This is a genomic window from Rhizobium sp. L51/94 (genome assembly GCF_019355555.1).
GTDB lineage: Bacteria > Pseudomonadota > Alphaproteobacteria > Rhizobiales > Rhizobiaceae > Rhizobium > Rhizobium rhododendri.
On record NZ_CP072143.1, the window covers coordinates 47,424 to 62,462 of the forward strand.

Genomic DNA, 15,039 nt, shown 5'->3' on the forward strand with positions numbered 1-15,039 from the left:
TCGACCAGCGGCTACCGAGGCGATCGCTGCGTTTATCTTGCCCGCGCTCGTACGGTGTCCAGAAACACAGCGGAAACGATCACCAGGCCCTTGATGACCTGCTTGTTGCCCGAGTCGACGGAGAGAAGATCGAGGCCGTTGTTGATGACGCCGATCAGCAGGGCGCCAAGAATCGTGCCGACCACGCCGCCGCGGCCGCCGGCAAGGCTGGTGCCGCCGATCACCACAGCCGCGATCGCATCGAGCTCGTAGCCAAGACCGGCCTGCAGGGAGGCTGACGTCGCGCGCGATGTGAAGATGATGCCGGACAGCGCGGCACAAACGCCGCTGATAAGATAGACTGAGAATTTGATGAAGCCGATATTGACGCCTGCCGTCCGCGCACCGCGCTCGTTGCCGCCGACGGCGTAGACGTAGCGGCCGAAACGGGTGAACTTCAGGACCAGGAACGAGATGATGGCGACGACGGCAAAGATATAGACGGAGTACTGAATGCCCCAGAGCTGCCCGTTGCCGATCATCATGAAATTGTCGGAGAGATCGGAAATCTGCGATCCGTGGTTATAGATCTGCGTCAGTCCGCGACCGGCACTGAGCATCCCGAGGGTAACAATAAACGGAGGAATGCTTCTCGACCCGGCAATGATCGCGCCATTGATCGCACCCGCGGCTGCGCCGACGGCCAACCCGACCAGCAATGCCGCAGCCATCCCGAGGTCGAGATCGGACGCGGTCACGACACTCGCGGACACGATACCGGCGAGCGCCAGAATGGAGCCGACCGAAAGGTCGATGCCGGCTGCCAGGATGACGAAGGTCAGCCCAACTGCCATGATGCCGTTGATCGACACCTGTGCCAGGATATTGCCGATGTTGTCCCAAGTCGCAAAATACGGGCTGGCAAACGACAGGAAAATGCAGAGGACGACAAAGCCGGCGGCAATTCCGTAGCGCGAGGCCATGTCGATCAGGCTTGCATGGTTGATTCTGGACATGAAATTGTCTTTCACGATGCGAGATGAAGAAGGTGTTCGTGGGTGGCGTCGGCGGCGAGGATGTCGCCAACAATCCTGCCGCGCCGGAACACCAGAATTCGGTCTGCGACCTGGAGGATTTCGTCGAGCTCCGACGACACCACCAGGGCGGTTTTCCCGTCTGCGACGAAAGTCCGCAGGAATGCGTAGATCGCCTGCTTGGCACCCTCGTCGATGCCACGTGTCGGCTCGTCGCACAGCAGGATGCGCGGGTTGGTTACCAGGCATCTGGATAGGACGACCTTCTGCTGATTACCCCCGGAGAGATCCTGGACGTCGTCTTCCGCCGATCCCATGCGCAGGGAAAAGGCCTGCGCCATCTCCGCGACGATCTTCTTTTCGCTGCGACGCTTGACAAAGCCGAACGACGAATATTTGCGCAGCGCGGACAGAGAGATGTTCTCCCGGATAGGGCGACACAGGATCAGGCCGGTCTCCTTCCGGTCTTCGGTCGCGAGCGCCATCCGCTTCGAGATCGCGTCTTGCGGCGAGGAAACCGTGACGCGTTTTCCGTCGATTTGGAGCTCGCCTTTATCCTGTTTTGTGATGCCGAACAGGGCATCCAGAAATTCGCTTCGCCCGGCGCCCATCAGCCCGAACACGCCGAGAATTTCCCGCTCGCGCAGTTTAAGGCTGATGTTCTGGAACTGGTCGCCCCTGGAGTAGTCCTTGACCTCGAGGACTGTCGCCCCCGGCTCGCGCTGATCCGCCGATAGTGGCTTGACGGCGCGGCCTACGATTAGCCGCACCAGTTCCTCCCGGTCGATGTCGTGAAGCTTGCCGGCTTGGACGAAAGCGCCATCGCGGAAGACGGTATAGTCTTCGGCAATCCGGAACAGTTCGCTCAGGCGATGCGAGACGTAGACGACGCCGACGCCTTGTCGTGTTAGTGACCGAATCGCCTCGAAGAGGATATCGGTTTCCGCCTCGCCGATGGCCGAGGTCGGTTCGTCCATGATCAGAACCTTGCTATTCTGACTGATCGCCTTGGCGATTTCGACCAGCTGTATCTTGGCGATAGACAGGTCGCCGGCGCGTGCCCTCGGATCTATCGGGAATTTCAACCGATCGAGTAACTCTTGCGCGTTCTTGAATAGAGTCGGGTAATCGACGACGCCGAAGCGGGTGGGCTCACGGCCAAGAAAGATATTCTCCGCGACCGTCGCCTCGAGAATGGGTCTGAGCTCTTGGGTGATGATCGCGATTCCGGCCTCCAGCGCTTCTCGCGGCGACCCGAAGTGCACAGGCGCACCATCTAGATCTATCTGCCCATCGTCGGGACGGGTCAGCCCCATCAGGATGCTGAGGAAAGTCGATTTTCCAGCGCCATTGCCGCCACACAATGCATGCACCGACCCTGGCCGCAGTTCGAGACGTCCATCGGTCAGCGCTGCGACATGACCATAGGTCTTCTTGATGCCGCTGGCCGACAACAGGAGGCCTGGGACGGCGGCGGGGATGCCGTGCCGTGGCGCTGTTTCGATAGAATTCGCCATACGATCTCCTCCCGAAAAACCTTCAAGTCTCCCGCTTGAAGCGCTTTCATAAACTACATGCAAAAAATCTGCAACATTTCGTTGGGTAAACGTGCAAATATTAGTCATTGCGTTGCAGCAGAATGATGTCTGTGATAAAAGCATTGCGATTAACTGTCCGAAATTGCTTATATAAACGGCGTTCGCAATTGCAAACGGCAACTTATGGCATAAAATTTTCGCTGTTCCTGCCGATTATTTAGTTGCATTAACATACATATATGGCCTAATCAAACGTCATGTACAGCATAAGCTACGGAGGTAAGGGCATGCGACGCTTGGGAATTCACTCATTTGTATGGACTGGCGGCCAATCTCAGGACGGGCTGGAGATGGCGCTCAGGAAGACAGCCGAGCACGGCTATCGCACGATAGAGTTCGCCTATCTGCGGCCCGAGATATTCAACTTAGACAAACTCGCAAAGCTGGCACAATCGCTCGACGTCGAGATCGGTGTGACGATGGGCCTGTCGCTGGACAAGGACGTGTCGAGCGAGAACGCCGAAGAAGTCGCCGGCGGCAAAGCGGTGTTGGCCGATGCTATCCGGGCGGTCCGTGACATCGGCGGCAACAAGCTTGGAGGCATCCTCTATTCAGCCCACACCAAGTATAACCGCCAGCCGACCAAAAAGGGCTGGGACAACAGTGTTGCAGCGATCGCAAAGACCGCGGATGTCGCCAAGGAAGCCGGCGTGGACCTCGTTCTCGAACTGGTCAACCGGTTTGAGACAAATCTGCTAAACACCACGGCGCAGGGGCTGCGCTTCATCGAAGAAACCCGATCCGATCACGTTCGGCTGCACCTCGACACCTTCCATATGAACATGGAGGAATCAAACCCGGCCGCAGCGATCCGGCTGGCCGGCGACAAGATCGGCTATTTCCATATCGGCGAGAGCAATCGCGGTTACCTCGGCGATGGTACGATCAACTTCGACTTGATCTTCGATGCATTGCTAGACATCGACTACCAACGCGACATCGTGTTCGAAAGCTTCTCGACCGCCGTTGTCGACGAAGGCCTGTCTCTGGCCTGCGCGATCTGGCGCGATACCTGGACCGAGAACGACCCCCTAGCCGCGCATGCGAAACGTTATATCGAGCTGAAGATGGACGAAGCAAAGCGTCGCCGCTCCACCAACGCGCGGCTCCGTTAAACCTTTAGACGATCTGTCCCGACGGTGTAGAGTTGGGACAGATTAACATTTTCGGATTGAAAAAGTGAACGATATCGCCTCACCAGGAAGCTCCCCTCGTCGCATCAGGCAGACCAACGTCGCTGCAGCTCTCAGGAGCCTGTACACGTTCGGGTGCATGAGCCGCGCGGATTTGGCCAGACGGCTTGGCCTGAACCGATCGTCTTCGGGACAGATCGTCGTGGAACTGACCGAGAGCGGTTTTGTCCATGAAGTCGAGGAGTCCAGTGACCGTAAGGGCGAGCAATCCCGTGCCGGGCGACCGGGGATTCTGTTGGAGCTTGTGCCGGATGCGGCTTTCTTCTTCGGCATCGAAATCGGCGTGGAGCATATCGCCGCTGTGATTATCGACCTGTGCGGTCAGGTCCATTCCTTCCGCACCCAGGCTTTCGACGCCCCCAGCAGGAGCGTCGAACAGGCGGTGAGGCAAGCATTCGAGCTTGCGCTCGGCGACATCGAAGGCAAAGTGCTGCAGCGCTGTCGCGGCCTCGGGCTGTCGGCGCCCGCCCATGTCGACGCGCATGGATTTGTCAGCCTGGCGCCGATCATCGGCTGGCGCAACGTGCCTTTGTCGCAGATCGCCAAGGCAGCCTTTCCTTTCGACGTGCCGATCATCATCGAAAACGACGCCAACGCCTTCGCCATCGGCGACAGCTACAAGCACGGCCATTCCGGCGTGACGCTGTTCCTGTTGATGGAAACCGGGGTCGGCGGCGGCGTGCTCGTCGATGGCAAGCTGTTCCGTGGCGGACACGGTCTGGCGGGTGAAATTGGCCACACGCTGGTCCCGGGCAGTGGCGGCCAGAGATTCGAACAGTTGATTGGACGGGAAGCGCTGGTCTCGCAATATCGACTGGCGAAGGGAGACGGCACCGTCGACTTGGCAGAATTTCTGGATGACGTCCGGGATCGGGTTCCCGCGGCCGTGACGATCGCCGAGACTTGGTCGAGACACCTGGCGCTTGCGCTGACGCAGGCCTGTCGCCTGCTCGATCCCAACAGGATCGTGCTGGGCGGTTCCGTCGCATCCCTCTACCCGATGGTCTCCGCCCGGGTGGCCGTCTACATGGCCGAGGGCCAGGAAATCGCCTTTCCGGCGCCGCAGATCGTCGTCGATGAAGACGCAGAGCTCGGCTCGGCCTTCGGCGCAGCCTGTCTTCTGCATCAGCGGTTTCTGTCGCTCGAGAGCGACACCTTCGCCGGCGAAGACACAACGCAAATTGGTGCGGCCGGCGGCGAAGCGCCGCCGCCGACGAATGACGAAAGACAACGCACATGAATGCCAATCCCTTGGCGCCTAACAGCCTTGGACCGACGGTCTGCATCGGAGAGATCTTGGTTGAAATCGTCGCCACCGACGTCGGCACGGGCTTTTTGGATGCGCAGCCGCTGGTCGGTCCCTATCCCAGTGGCGCGCCGGCGATCTTCATCGACCAATGCGGTCGGATAGGCGGCAATGCGGCGATGGTCGGGGCCGTCGGCAACGACGATTTTGGCAGGGTCAATGTCGACCGGCTGTTGCGGGACGGCGTCGATGTTTCGGCGATATCGGTCGACCCGGACTTCCCGACAGGTAGCGCCTTCGTTCGCTATCGCGCCGACGGGTCGCGTGACTTTGTTTTTAATATCGCCAAGTCGGCGGCGGCCCGTTTCGGATGGACCGACGCCGTTCAAAGCCTGATCGAACGCAGCGGCCACCTGCATATCATGGGCTCGGCGCTGCCGATGGCGAGCGCGGTGGAAGTGATCGACAAGGCGGTGGGCGCGGTCAAGGCCCGCGGCGGAACGGTGTCCGTCGATCCGAACATCCGCAAAGAACTGAAGCTGGACGAAGCCACAGAGCGTCGGTTCACCAATCTGATCTCGATGACGGACCTGCTGTTGCCCTCTGGCGAAGAGCTCGAGCGCGCGGCTGGCGTCGAGGGCGAAGACGCGGCAATCGCCCGCCTTTTCGAAATCGGCGTCAAGGAAATTGTCCTGAAGCGAGGCGCTGACGGCGCAAGCTATTTCGGTCGCGGTCAGGAACGGATCGATGTCGCGGCCTTTGCCGTCGAGGAACTGGATCCAACCGGCGCCGGCGACTGCTTCGGCGGTGCTTACCTGACATGCCGGCGCCTCGGAATGTCGCCGTCGCAATCACTCACCTATGGCGCCGCCGCCGGGGCGCGAAACGTGACGGTCCGCGGACCAATGGAAGGCGCGGGCAGCCGCGAAGAGCTGGACTCTTTCATTTCTAAGACGAAAAGGCGCTCCTGATGCAGGTAAGATTGGCAGAATTGGCGACGCTGCGACGCAACGGAACGCCAAAGGGAGTGACGTCGGTATGCTCGGCCCATCCTGCGGTGCTGCGGGCGGCACTTCGCCACGGCAAGGCGACATCGACCACGGTACTGATCGAGGCGACGTGCAATCAGGTCAACCACCTCGGCGGGTACACGGGCATGCAGCCTTCGGACTTCGCGGCCCTTGTCTATCGGCTGGCCAAGGAAGAGGGATGCCCTGCCGAACAGATCATTCTGGGCGGCGATCATCTCGGCCCCAATCCCTGGCGCCACCATCCGGCGGAAGACGCCATGGTCGAGGCCGAGGCGATGGTCACAGCCTATGTGACTGCGGGCTTTCGCAAGATCCATCTGGACGCCTCGATGGGTTGCCTGAATGAACCCGCAGCCCTTGACGACGAGACGACGGCTCGACGTGCCGTCCGCCTTGCCGCCGCCGCCGAAGCCGCGGCTGAGCAGGCCGGCGGTCAAAAGCCTGTCTACGTCATCGGAACCGAGGTGCCGCCACCGGGTGGCGCCGACCACACATTGACGGCAATCGAACCGACGGCGAGCGACGCGGCCAAGAAGACGATCGATATCCATCGGCGGGTTTTTGCCGAAGCCGGCCTATCCGACGCATTCTCGCGCGCCATCGGACTGGTGGTGCAGCCGGGCGTCGAGTTCGGCAACCGCAATGTCATTTTCTACGACCGAAGCAAGGTCGGCGCCCTGACGGAGCTGTTGGCCGACGAACCGCAGTTCGTGTTTGAGGCGCATTCGACGGACTATCAGGGGACAGCCTATCTCGGCGAACTTGTGAAGGACGGTTTCCCGATCCTGAAAGTCGGGCCGGAATTGACCTTCGTGCTGCGCGAGGCACTTTACGCCCTGGACCTAATCGCCTCCGACGTCTCACGAGATTATGGCGATCGTCCGCTGTATCGGGCGATGGAAGCGCTGATGACCGCCCATCCCGACAATTGGAATCGCCACTACCACGGAAGCGATGAGGAGACGCGGCTGTTGCGCCATTATTCCTTGTCGGACCGTATCCGCTATTACTGGGCGATGCCCGATGCGAAGGCGGCGGTCGAAAGGCTCTATGACGCCCTTCGCGGACAGTTGCTTCCGCGGCCACTGTTCTGGCAGCACCTGCCTGACGCCCAACATTTCGCCGACATCCCCTTTGATCCGGAGGCGGTCCTGGTTTGGCGTGTCGAAAAGAGCCTGGCCGCCTACCAACGCGCCTGTGGCCTGGTTTCCTGAAATCGAAATGATCCCAGACTATCGAACATGAATTCGGAGGAAAAAACATGAACGAACTTCAAGGGAAAGTCGCCGCCGTCACCGGCGCTGCATCCGGCATCGGCCTTGCATCGGCAGAGGCCATGATCAATGCGGGGGCGACGGTGGTGTTCGTCGATCGCGACGAAAAGGCGTTGCGGGCGGTCTGCGACCGGATCGGCGCAAGTGCCATCCCGCTGGTCATCGATCTTCTGAACCCTGAGGACTGTGCATCGCTGCTCGACGGTGTGCTTGCCAAGACAGCACACCTCGACATTCTGCACGCCAACGCCGGAACTTATATCGGCGGCGATCTGGCCGAGGCCAATCTGGACGCCATCGACCGTATGCTGAATTTGAACGTCAACGTCGTCATCAAGAACATCCGGTCGGTCGTCCCCCATATGATCGAGCGGAGCACCGGCGACATCATCGTCACGAGTTCGGTGGCCGGCCATACGGCGGTGCCGTGGGAGCCGGTTTATTCCGCGTCGAAATGGGCAATGACAAGCTTAGTCCAGACGATGCGCCGGCAGCTGCTCAAGAACGGCATCCGTGTGGGATCGGTCTCGCCCGGACCCGTTATCAGTGCGCTGCTCGCCGACTGGCCCGAGGAAAATCTGAGAAAAGCCAAAGAGAGCGGCGCGCTGATCGAGCCAAAAGAGGTCGCCGAGGCGATCATCTTCATGCTCACCCGACCGCGAACGGTGACAATTCGCGACGTGGTTATCCTGCCAAGCGCTTTCGACATTTAAGGATTGCACAGATGACCTATCAGGAACGGTTTCGTCTCGATGGTGAAGTGGCTGTCGTCACGGGAGGCGGCCGGGCGATCGGCCTTTGCTGCGTCGAAGCTTTGGCGGAAGCAGGGGCGCGCGTTGTCGTCATCGAGCGCAGCGAGGCCGATGCCTCTGAAGCGCTGGCGCTGCGGCAAAAGGGCTATGACATCGACCTTTTGATTGGCGATGTCGCGAATTCGGGACGTGTCGAAGAGATGGCCAGGCAATTGGCGGACGAGGGGCGTGCGGCGACGATTCTCGTCAACAATGCGGGGATCGGCCAAAGCGGTGTCGCGTCCGAGGATATTGTGGATGCCGATTGGCTGAGGATCATGGACGTCAATGTGAATGGCGTTTTTTGGTGCTCGCGCGCGTTCGGTAGGCACATGATCGACATGAAGCGGGGTGCAATTGTAAACCTCGGCTCGATGTCCGGTCATATCTGCAACCGGCCGCAGCCGCAGACCCCCTATAACGTCTCGAAGGCGGCCGTCCATCACATGACGCGGTCCATGGCAGCGGAATGGGCGGCTCACGGCGTTAGGGTGAACGCGGTCGCTCCCACTTATATCGAAACTCCCATGGTCGCGGCTGTCGAAGCCAACCGTGATCGCATTCCCGTCTGGCTTGCCGATACGCCAATGGGAAGAATGGGGACGCCCGACGAGGTCGCCAGTGCCGTCCTTTTCCTGGCGTCCAAAGCATCGAGCCTGATGACAGGCGCTATTGTCAACGTCGATGGCGGCTTCACCTGCTGGTGAGCCGCTAAAAGGCAGATCAAACTTCAGATTTGAGAGCAGCTGACGTGCTGACGTAGGTTTGCACATAGCACAGGCATGCGCAGTCCCTAGCATATTTAAATTATTGATATCGTTTCATAATATTTGATTTCAAGGTGTTTTTAGCTTGACGCTTCTCTATTTGTTGTGAAAACATACTAATTTAGTGGGAGGCCCATTAGCAATGAAAACTGACCTGCGCAAGCGGGCTGGTTGGAGAGGCTTCTGGGTGTGGAGAAAATGGAGGGGAACTGATGGCCGAAGGCATTGTAGGCACGCATGGCGAAGAGTCTGTTCAACCGTTCCTTTTGTCGGCGTCGCACGTCGCAAAAAGCTTCAACAAGGTTCCCGCGCTCATCGATGGTCGCATCCGCCTGAGATCGGGCTCGGTCAATGCATTGTGCGGCGGCAATGGCGCGGGAAAGTCGACCTTTCTCGGCATTCTCATGGGACTTTTGCAACGCGACAGCGGGACAATCGCAATCAAGGGCGACGAGGTGAGTTTCGCAACGCCGTCGGCTGCTCTCGACCGCGGGATTGCGATTATCACGCAGGAGCTCAGTCCTTTCCTCGACATGACAGTCGCAGAAAACCTCTACCTCGGCAGGGAGCAACGGCGCGGCCGCATTTTCGTCGATGATCGGCAGATGATTACGGATGCGGAAGACATCCTTACGCGACTAAAATTCCCGATCTCGCCACGCGCCCGCCTGCGGGACCTTTCCGTCGCGCAGGCGCAACTGGTCGAAATCACCAAGGCGATCAGCCGTCGAAGCGAAATCCTGATCATGGACGAACCCACCTCCGCCATCGGCGAGCGGGAGACAGGCATGCTCTTCGATGCGATCAAGACCTTGACGGCGCAAGGCGTCGGTGTGATCTACGTTTCGCATCGTTTGACCGAAATTTTTGAGATCGCCGATGACTACACGGTCTTTCGCGACGGACGGTTCGTAGAAGCCGGCGCGATCACCGATACCGATCGGCAGGGGCTTATCCGCTCGATTGTCGGGCGGGATCTTCTTGACCATCGGCGGGAGTCGAAGACATCGGAAGACGCCAAGCCACTGCTCGAAGCGCATGGCTTCGCCTCCCAGGGGAAATTCGACGGTATCGATGTCACCCTGCACGCGGGGGAAATTGTCGGGTTGTACGGCCTGCTCGGTTCCGGCCGCAGCGAATTTGTAAACGCGCTTTATGGCATCGCGCCGCGCGATGGCGGCGCTATTCTGATCGACGGACTGCCGGTCGTGCTGAAGACGCCAGCCCAGTCGATCGCCGCGGGAATATCGCTCGTCACCGAAGATCGGAAGCAGACGGGGCTCTCCCTGACAGCGTCGGTCGCTCACAACATCACGATCGCGAACCTTTCGAACTATTCCAGAGCCGGCTTCATGAGCGCCGCAGCCGAGCGGAAAAGTGTTCGTGAACGCATCAAGCGCTTTTCCATCAAGACGGCATCACCAGACCTTGAAGTCCAGAAACTCAGCGGCGGAAACCAGCAGAAAGTCGTGTTGGCCCGCTGTGTCGACACAAACCCTCGGGTGCTGATTTGCGACGAGCCGACGCGCGGCGTCGACGAGGGGGCAAAGCGAGAGATCTACGCTTTTCTTTCCGAGTTCGTCGCCGCCGGAAACGCAGTGCTCATGGTCTCCTCGGAAATACCCGAAATTCTCGGCAACGCCGACAGAATTATCGTGTTTCGCCGCGGCAAGATCGCCGGAACCCTGTCGGGGGCCGAGGCGAACCAGGAAGCGCTCGTCCATCTGGCATCCTAGCCATCGAAAGTTCGTGGAGGTTTTTTTATGAATGCTATGACCCAAAGAATTGGCGATTCCCCTGCCGCGACCATTATCGCGCGCTACGGCATCGTCATCTCCTTCGTCCTCCTGTTCGTCGTTCTGTCGATGGGTTCACCGAATTTTCTGTCGGCCAACAATCTCATCAACGTTCTCCGACAGGTGTCGATCAACGGTGTTCTTGCCGTCGGCATGACCTTCGTCATCCTGACCGCGGGGATTGATCTTTCGATCGGCTCACTCCTGGCGCTGGCGGGTGCCGCAAGCGCCAGTTTGGTGACGGGGCCGGATGCCCTCAATCCGGCGATCGCCCTCGTCGCCGGTGTCATTGCCGGCTCGTTCTGCGGTGCGGTCAACGGCGTGTTCATCGCCCATTTCAGGGTTCCGGCCTTCGTCACCACCCTGGGAATGCTGAGTGTGGCCCGCGGGGCGACGCTTCTGTATTCCGGTGGGCGGCCCATCCCGAACCTCAGTATCGGCTTCCGTTGGCTGGGGCAGGGGTCGATCGTCGGCATCCCGGTTCCGGTGATCATTTTTGCGATTGTCTTTGCCATCGCCGCCGTCGTCCTTCGCTACACGGTTTACGGCCGGCGCATCTATGCGGTCGGCGGAAATCCACGCAGTGCAAAGACGAGCGGCATCAATGTCCGCGCGATTACCTTTTCCGTCTACATGATCATGGGCGGCTTGGCAGGCCTTGCCGGCGTGATGCTGACGGCACGTACGACATCCGCGCTGCCGCAGGCCGGCGTCGGCTACGAACTCGATGCCATTGCGGCCGTTGTCATCGGTGGCACCAGCCTCACCGGCGGCGTCGGACGCATCGGCTACACGCTCGTCGGTGTCCTGATCATCGGCATGATCAGCAACGGGCTCGATCTGATGGGCGTGTCTTCATACTACCAGCAAATCATCAAAGGTTCGATCATCGTCATGGCAGTGCTGGTCGACAGATCCCGGATGCGTGGCGAATAATATCAATCAACGGCAATGCTGCCTTGAACAGTGGAGGAGAAAAGCATGAAAATAACGAGACGAGTGCTTCTGGGAGCGGCTGCGAGCCTGGCATTTATGACGCCGATGGTATTGGCGGGCGTCGCAAACGCGAAGCCGTTCAAAATCGCCGCCATCGTGCAAAGCCTCAACACCGAATACAATGTTTTGTGGGCCGATGCGGCAAAAGCTCATCCGGCGCTAGCCGATGGCACTGCAACGTTAACGATTCTGGATGGTCGACAGGACGTGCTGACGCAGTCCAACCTTTTTGACACCGCGATCACCGACAAATACGACGCCATCATATTCATCCCCATCGATATCGACGCCGGCAACGATCCCATCCAGCGCGCGAAGACCGCCGGCATCCCGGTGTTCGGCTCGAACACCGTGGTGTCCCAGGCAGAGCTTTACGATGCTTACATCAACTCAAACGACGTCGAGGCCGGGGAACTTCTCGCAAAGGCAGTCATCGACAAGGCCGGCAAGAATGCCAAAATCGTTCTGCTGGAAGGCATGCTGGGCCAGTCGGCGCAGGTTCAGAGGCTCGAGGGTATCCAAAATGTCCTAAAGGCCAATCCCGGCGTTACCGTGCTGGGACAAAACACAGCAAATTGGTCGAGAGCAGAAGCGATCACCCTGATGGAAAATTTTCTCACGTCGCATGGTGAAGATATCCAGGGTGTCATGGCCGAAAACGATGAAATGGCGGTCGGCGCGATTGAAGGTATCCGCAGCCATGGCCTCGATCCCAAGAGATTGCCGGTCGTCGGCGTGGACGGAATTAAGGATGCACTGGAAGCCGTCAAGCGCGGAGATCAAGCAATGTCGATCCTGCAAGACGCCAAGGGTCAGGCACAGGGCGCAATCGACCTCGCCCTCAACAAACTGGCTGGCAAAGGCTACAAGCCGCGTGCAGCGGTCTGGGATGTTAATAATGGCAAGCTTGTTTGGAATGGCGGGAAGGAACAGCACTACTACGTCCCGTGGCTCGTCGTTACACCCCAAAATGTCGATGAGGTTCTTGCTACAAAATAGCGGCTCACTGAGGTAACATTTGCGGCTGATAAACCTGGGATGATCGCGACGCGATCGTCTCAGGCTATTGAACGATTTAACCCCGCGAAGTCCAATGCCCCCGATGGCATGGAAAAAGCCTTGGACCGCTTGTCAGTTCGGGTCGTGAGCCAATGACCGCTTGTTTTCAAGCATCACAGCAAGGCTTTTTGATCGACTACCAGCCTGGCCATCAGCGAACAAGGCCGCTCCTACGACCGCAAGGTCCACGTTAAGACCATTGAGACGATCAAAATGTTCGGTAGAGATTTTTCCGTCGACAATAGTGTAGAGCTCCGCGGGAAGCTCCTTTAGACGATCAAACGCCGTCCGGTCGAACTCTCCGCCGCCGGCAGGAGCGGTCAACATCAAGCACCCGTCGATGTAGCTGAGGAGTTGGTGTAGGGCAGACGTCGACGTCGTATGGCGGAGCGCAGCGTAAGCTTTAACGCCATTCGTCCTGGCGATCGCCACTAATTCAGCAAAATCCACGTTAGTCGATTCGAGGTGTATGGCGATCGAACGCACGCCCATCTCGGAAAATCGAATAACCGAACTTGCCGGATGCTCCACCATCAAGTGAACATCGAGTGGAACTGCGGTCCTCTCCAGCAGCTCCTTAGCGACCCGCGTGGTGAGGCCGAACTCCGGCGCAAACATTCCGTCCATAATGTCCAGGTGAAAGGATTCAACGTGCGGCGAGACGGCCTCGATTTCCTCGACAAGGCGAAAGGGGTCGGCAGCATAAAGGGAAGCGGAAAGGGAAGTCATGCGGCGGTCGCCCATGCGGCCTCGCGGAGTTTGGGAAGCGACCATTCCGCAACGGGCTTGCTTTCGGAGGTGCAATAGCCGTGCTGGAAGATCGCGATACGGTCGCAGATTTCCATCAACTCCTCCTCTTCGCTGGAGACCACGATGATGCAACGGCCTTCGTCGGCCAAGCGCTGGATGATCTTGTAGATGTCGGACTTCGCGCCGATATCCACGCCTTTGGTCGGCTCGTCCAAAAGAATGAGGTCCGCGTTCTGCTCTATGATGCGGCCGAGCAGGACTTTCTGCTGATTCCCGCCGGACAAGGACTTCACGGGCGAACCCAGCTGCCCGCGCGTGCCGATCGAAGACAGCGTGCGTCTGGCAGATGCCTGGGCTCCGGCGACGTCTACGAAGCCGCCCTTGCGATATCTTTGAAGCGTCGAAAGGACCACGTTCTGAAACGAAGACATCAGGGGGATGAAGCCGTCTACCTTGCGCTCTTCCGTGAGAAACGCGATCCCGCTTCGGAGCGCCGTCTGCGCGTTCGTTGGGTGGTATGGTTTGCCGCCGAGCACCACCGTGCCGGAAGCAACGCCCTCGACGCCGTATAGCGTCCGAAGGAAGCGCGTGCGGCCTGATCCGACTAGGCCGTAGAGGCCGAGTACCTCTCCCTTGCGGGCCTGCACGTCGGCACCTTTCAGCCGGGTTCCCGACAGACCCTTGACCGTGAGGAAAACCTCGCCAGCTTCGCGGGTGGCGCGCTCACCACCGCCATGCGCGACGTGAGCGTCACCGACGATTGCATCGACGATGGCTTGCTTGGAGATGTCCGAACCGGCGGCATGGTGGACGACCCGGCCACCGGAGAGGACGGTGGCCTCGTCGCATACAGCGAGGACTTCGTCGAGCTTGTGCGATACCAGAACCACACCGATGTTACGTTCGAGAGCGATGCGCCGGACATTGGCCAGCAGCTCGTTGGACTGCTTTCCATCGAGAGCGGTCGTCGGTTCGTCGAGGAAAAGGTAGCGAACCTTTCCTTCAAGGTTCGCAATGACTTCGATCAATTGCTTCTCGGGATGCGAAAGGCCCTTAACCTGGCGCTTTACGTCGATGTTCAGGCCATAGCTTTTAAGCAACGTCGTGCTGTAGCGGTTCATCTCCGCCGTTAGCTTCAGGCCACGCAATTTGATCTCGCGTCCGAGGAAGAGATTTTCCGCGACCGTCAGATTGGGTATGAGACGGAGTTCCTGGTAGACGCACCCGATACCTTTGCCCAACGCTTCTCTCGGCGAGGATAGGACGGTGATCTGGCCATCGACCGTCAGTTGGCCGTTGTCCTGCGATTGCGCACCGGCCAGAATTTTCAAGAGCGTGGACTTGCCCGCACCGTTATGGCCGAACAGGCCGTGGATGGTGCCAGGCCGGACTTCGAAGTCTATCCCGTGCAGGACGCTGACGCCGGAAAAGGCCTTGGTGATACCGGTTGCTCTGTAGCTCGCCGTGGACATTTGACAATACTCCCATGAGAGAGACGCGCGGCGCAGGGCCGCGCGCCGATGTC

Annotated in this window: 13 protein-coding genes; 9 read left to right on the top strand and 4 right to left on the bottom strand. The window is 59.2% G+C overall.

The genetic code is table 11. The features are described from left to right. Positions 1-32 precede the first annotated feature (32 nt). The gene (locus tag J5274_RS24420) at positions 33-995 is read right to left on the bottom strand and encodes an ABC transporter permease (RefSeq protein ID WP_219275847.1); all 963 of its coding nucleotides are present in this window, start codon (positions 993-995) and stop codon (positions 33-35) included. Between the two features lie 11 nt (positions 996-1,006). Beyond that, positions 1,007-2,530 carry a sugar ABC transporter ATP-binding protein gene (locus tag J5274_RS24425; protein WP_219275848.1) on the bottom strand — a complete coding sequence of 508 codons (1,524 nt, stop codon included), beginning with the start codon at positions 2,528-2,530 and terminating at the stop codon, positions 1,007-1,009. Between the two features lie 308 nt (positions 2,531-2,838). Between J5274_RS24425 and J5274_RS24430 the strand changes: the two genes are divergently transcribed. The 9 genes from J5274_RS24430 to J5274_RS24470 all read left to right on the top strand — a co-directional run bounded on the left by J5274_RS24430 (position 2,839) and on the right by J5274_RS24470 (position 12,704). After that, complete coding sequence (locus J5274_RS24430; RefSeq protein WP_219275849.1) at positions 2,839-3,726, top strand: sugar phosphate isomerase/epimerase; 888 nt, start codon at positions 2,839-2,841, stop codon at positions 3,724-3,726. A gap of 64 nt (positions 3,727-3,790) precedes the next feature. Continuing rightward, entirely contained in the window at positions 3,791-5,044 is a 1,254-nt protein-coding gene (locus J5274_RS24435; protein WP_219275851.1) for an ROK family transcriptional regulator, read from the top strand. Next, positions 5,041-6,021 (top strand): sugar kinase, encoded by a 981-nt coding sequence (locus J5274_RS24440; RefSeq protein WP_219275853.1) that lies wholly within the window; start codon positions 5,041-5,043, stop codon positions 6,019-6,021. Before J5274_RS24435 ends, J5274_RS24440 begins: the two co-directional genes overlap by 4 nt. Then, positions 6,021-7,295 carry a D-tagatose-bisphosphate aldolase, class II, non-catalytic subunit gene (locus J5274_RS24445; protein WP_219275854.1) on the top strand — a complete coding sequence of 425 codons (1,275 nt, stop codon included), beginning with the start codon at positions 6,021-6,023 and terminating at the stop codon, positions 7,293-7,295. Before J5274_RS24440 ends, J5274_RS24445 begins: the two co-directional genes overlap by 1 nt. 47 nt (positions 7,296-7,342) lie before the next feature. Further along, a complete protein-coding gene (locus tag J5274_RS24450; RefSeq protein WP_219275856.1) occupies positions 7,343-8,068 on the top strand; it encodes an SDR family oxidoreductase in 726 nt (241 codons plus the stop codon). Positions 8,069-8,079: 11 nt separating this feature from the next. Next, positions 8,080-8,853 (top strand): SDR family NAD(P)-dependent oxidoreductase, encoded by a 774-nt coding sequence (locus J5274_RS24455; protein WP_219275857.1) that lies wholly within the window; start codon positions 8,080-8,082, stop codon positions 8,851-8,853. A gap of 272 nt (positions 8,854-9,125) precedes the next feature. Further along, a complete protein-coding gene (locus J5274_RS24460) occupies positions 9,126-10,649 on the top strand; it encodes a sugar ABC transporter ATP-binding protein (RefSeq protein WP_219275859.1) in 1,524 nt (507 codons plus the stop codon). Positions 10,650-10,676: 27 nt separating this feature from the next. Beyond that, complete coding sequence (locus J5274_RS24465) at positions 10,677-11,645, top strand: ABC transporter permease (protein WP_374113773.1); 969 nt, start codon at positions 10,677-10,679, stop codon at positions 11,643-11,645. Positions 11,646-11,690: 45 nt separating this feature from the next. Then, on the top strand, positions 11,691-12,704 hold the full coding sequence (locus J5274_RS24470; RefSeq protein ID WP_219275861.1) for a substrate-binding domain-containing protein: 1,014 nt from the start codon (positions 11,691-11,693) through the stop codon (positions 12,702-12,704). A 132-nt stretch (positions 12,705-12,836) separates the two neighbouring features. Here the strand turns inward: J5274_RS24470 and J5274_RS24475 are convergent, their stop codons facing one another. Further along, a complete protein-coding gene (locus tag J5274_RS24475) occupies positions 12,837-13,508 on the bottom strand; it encodes a hypothetical protein (protein ID WP_219275863.1) in 672 nt (223 codons plus the stop codon). Continuing rightward, complete coding sequence (locus tag J5274_RS24480; RefSeq protein WP_219275865.1) at positions 13,490-14,986, bottom strand: sugar ABC transporter ATP-binding protein; 1,497 nt, start codon at positions 14,984-14,986, stop codon at positions 13,490-13,492. The genes J5274_RS24475 and J5274_RS24480 overlap by 19 nt, the downstream gene beginning before the upstream one ends. Positions 14,987-15,039: the final 53 nt, after the last annotated feature.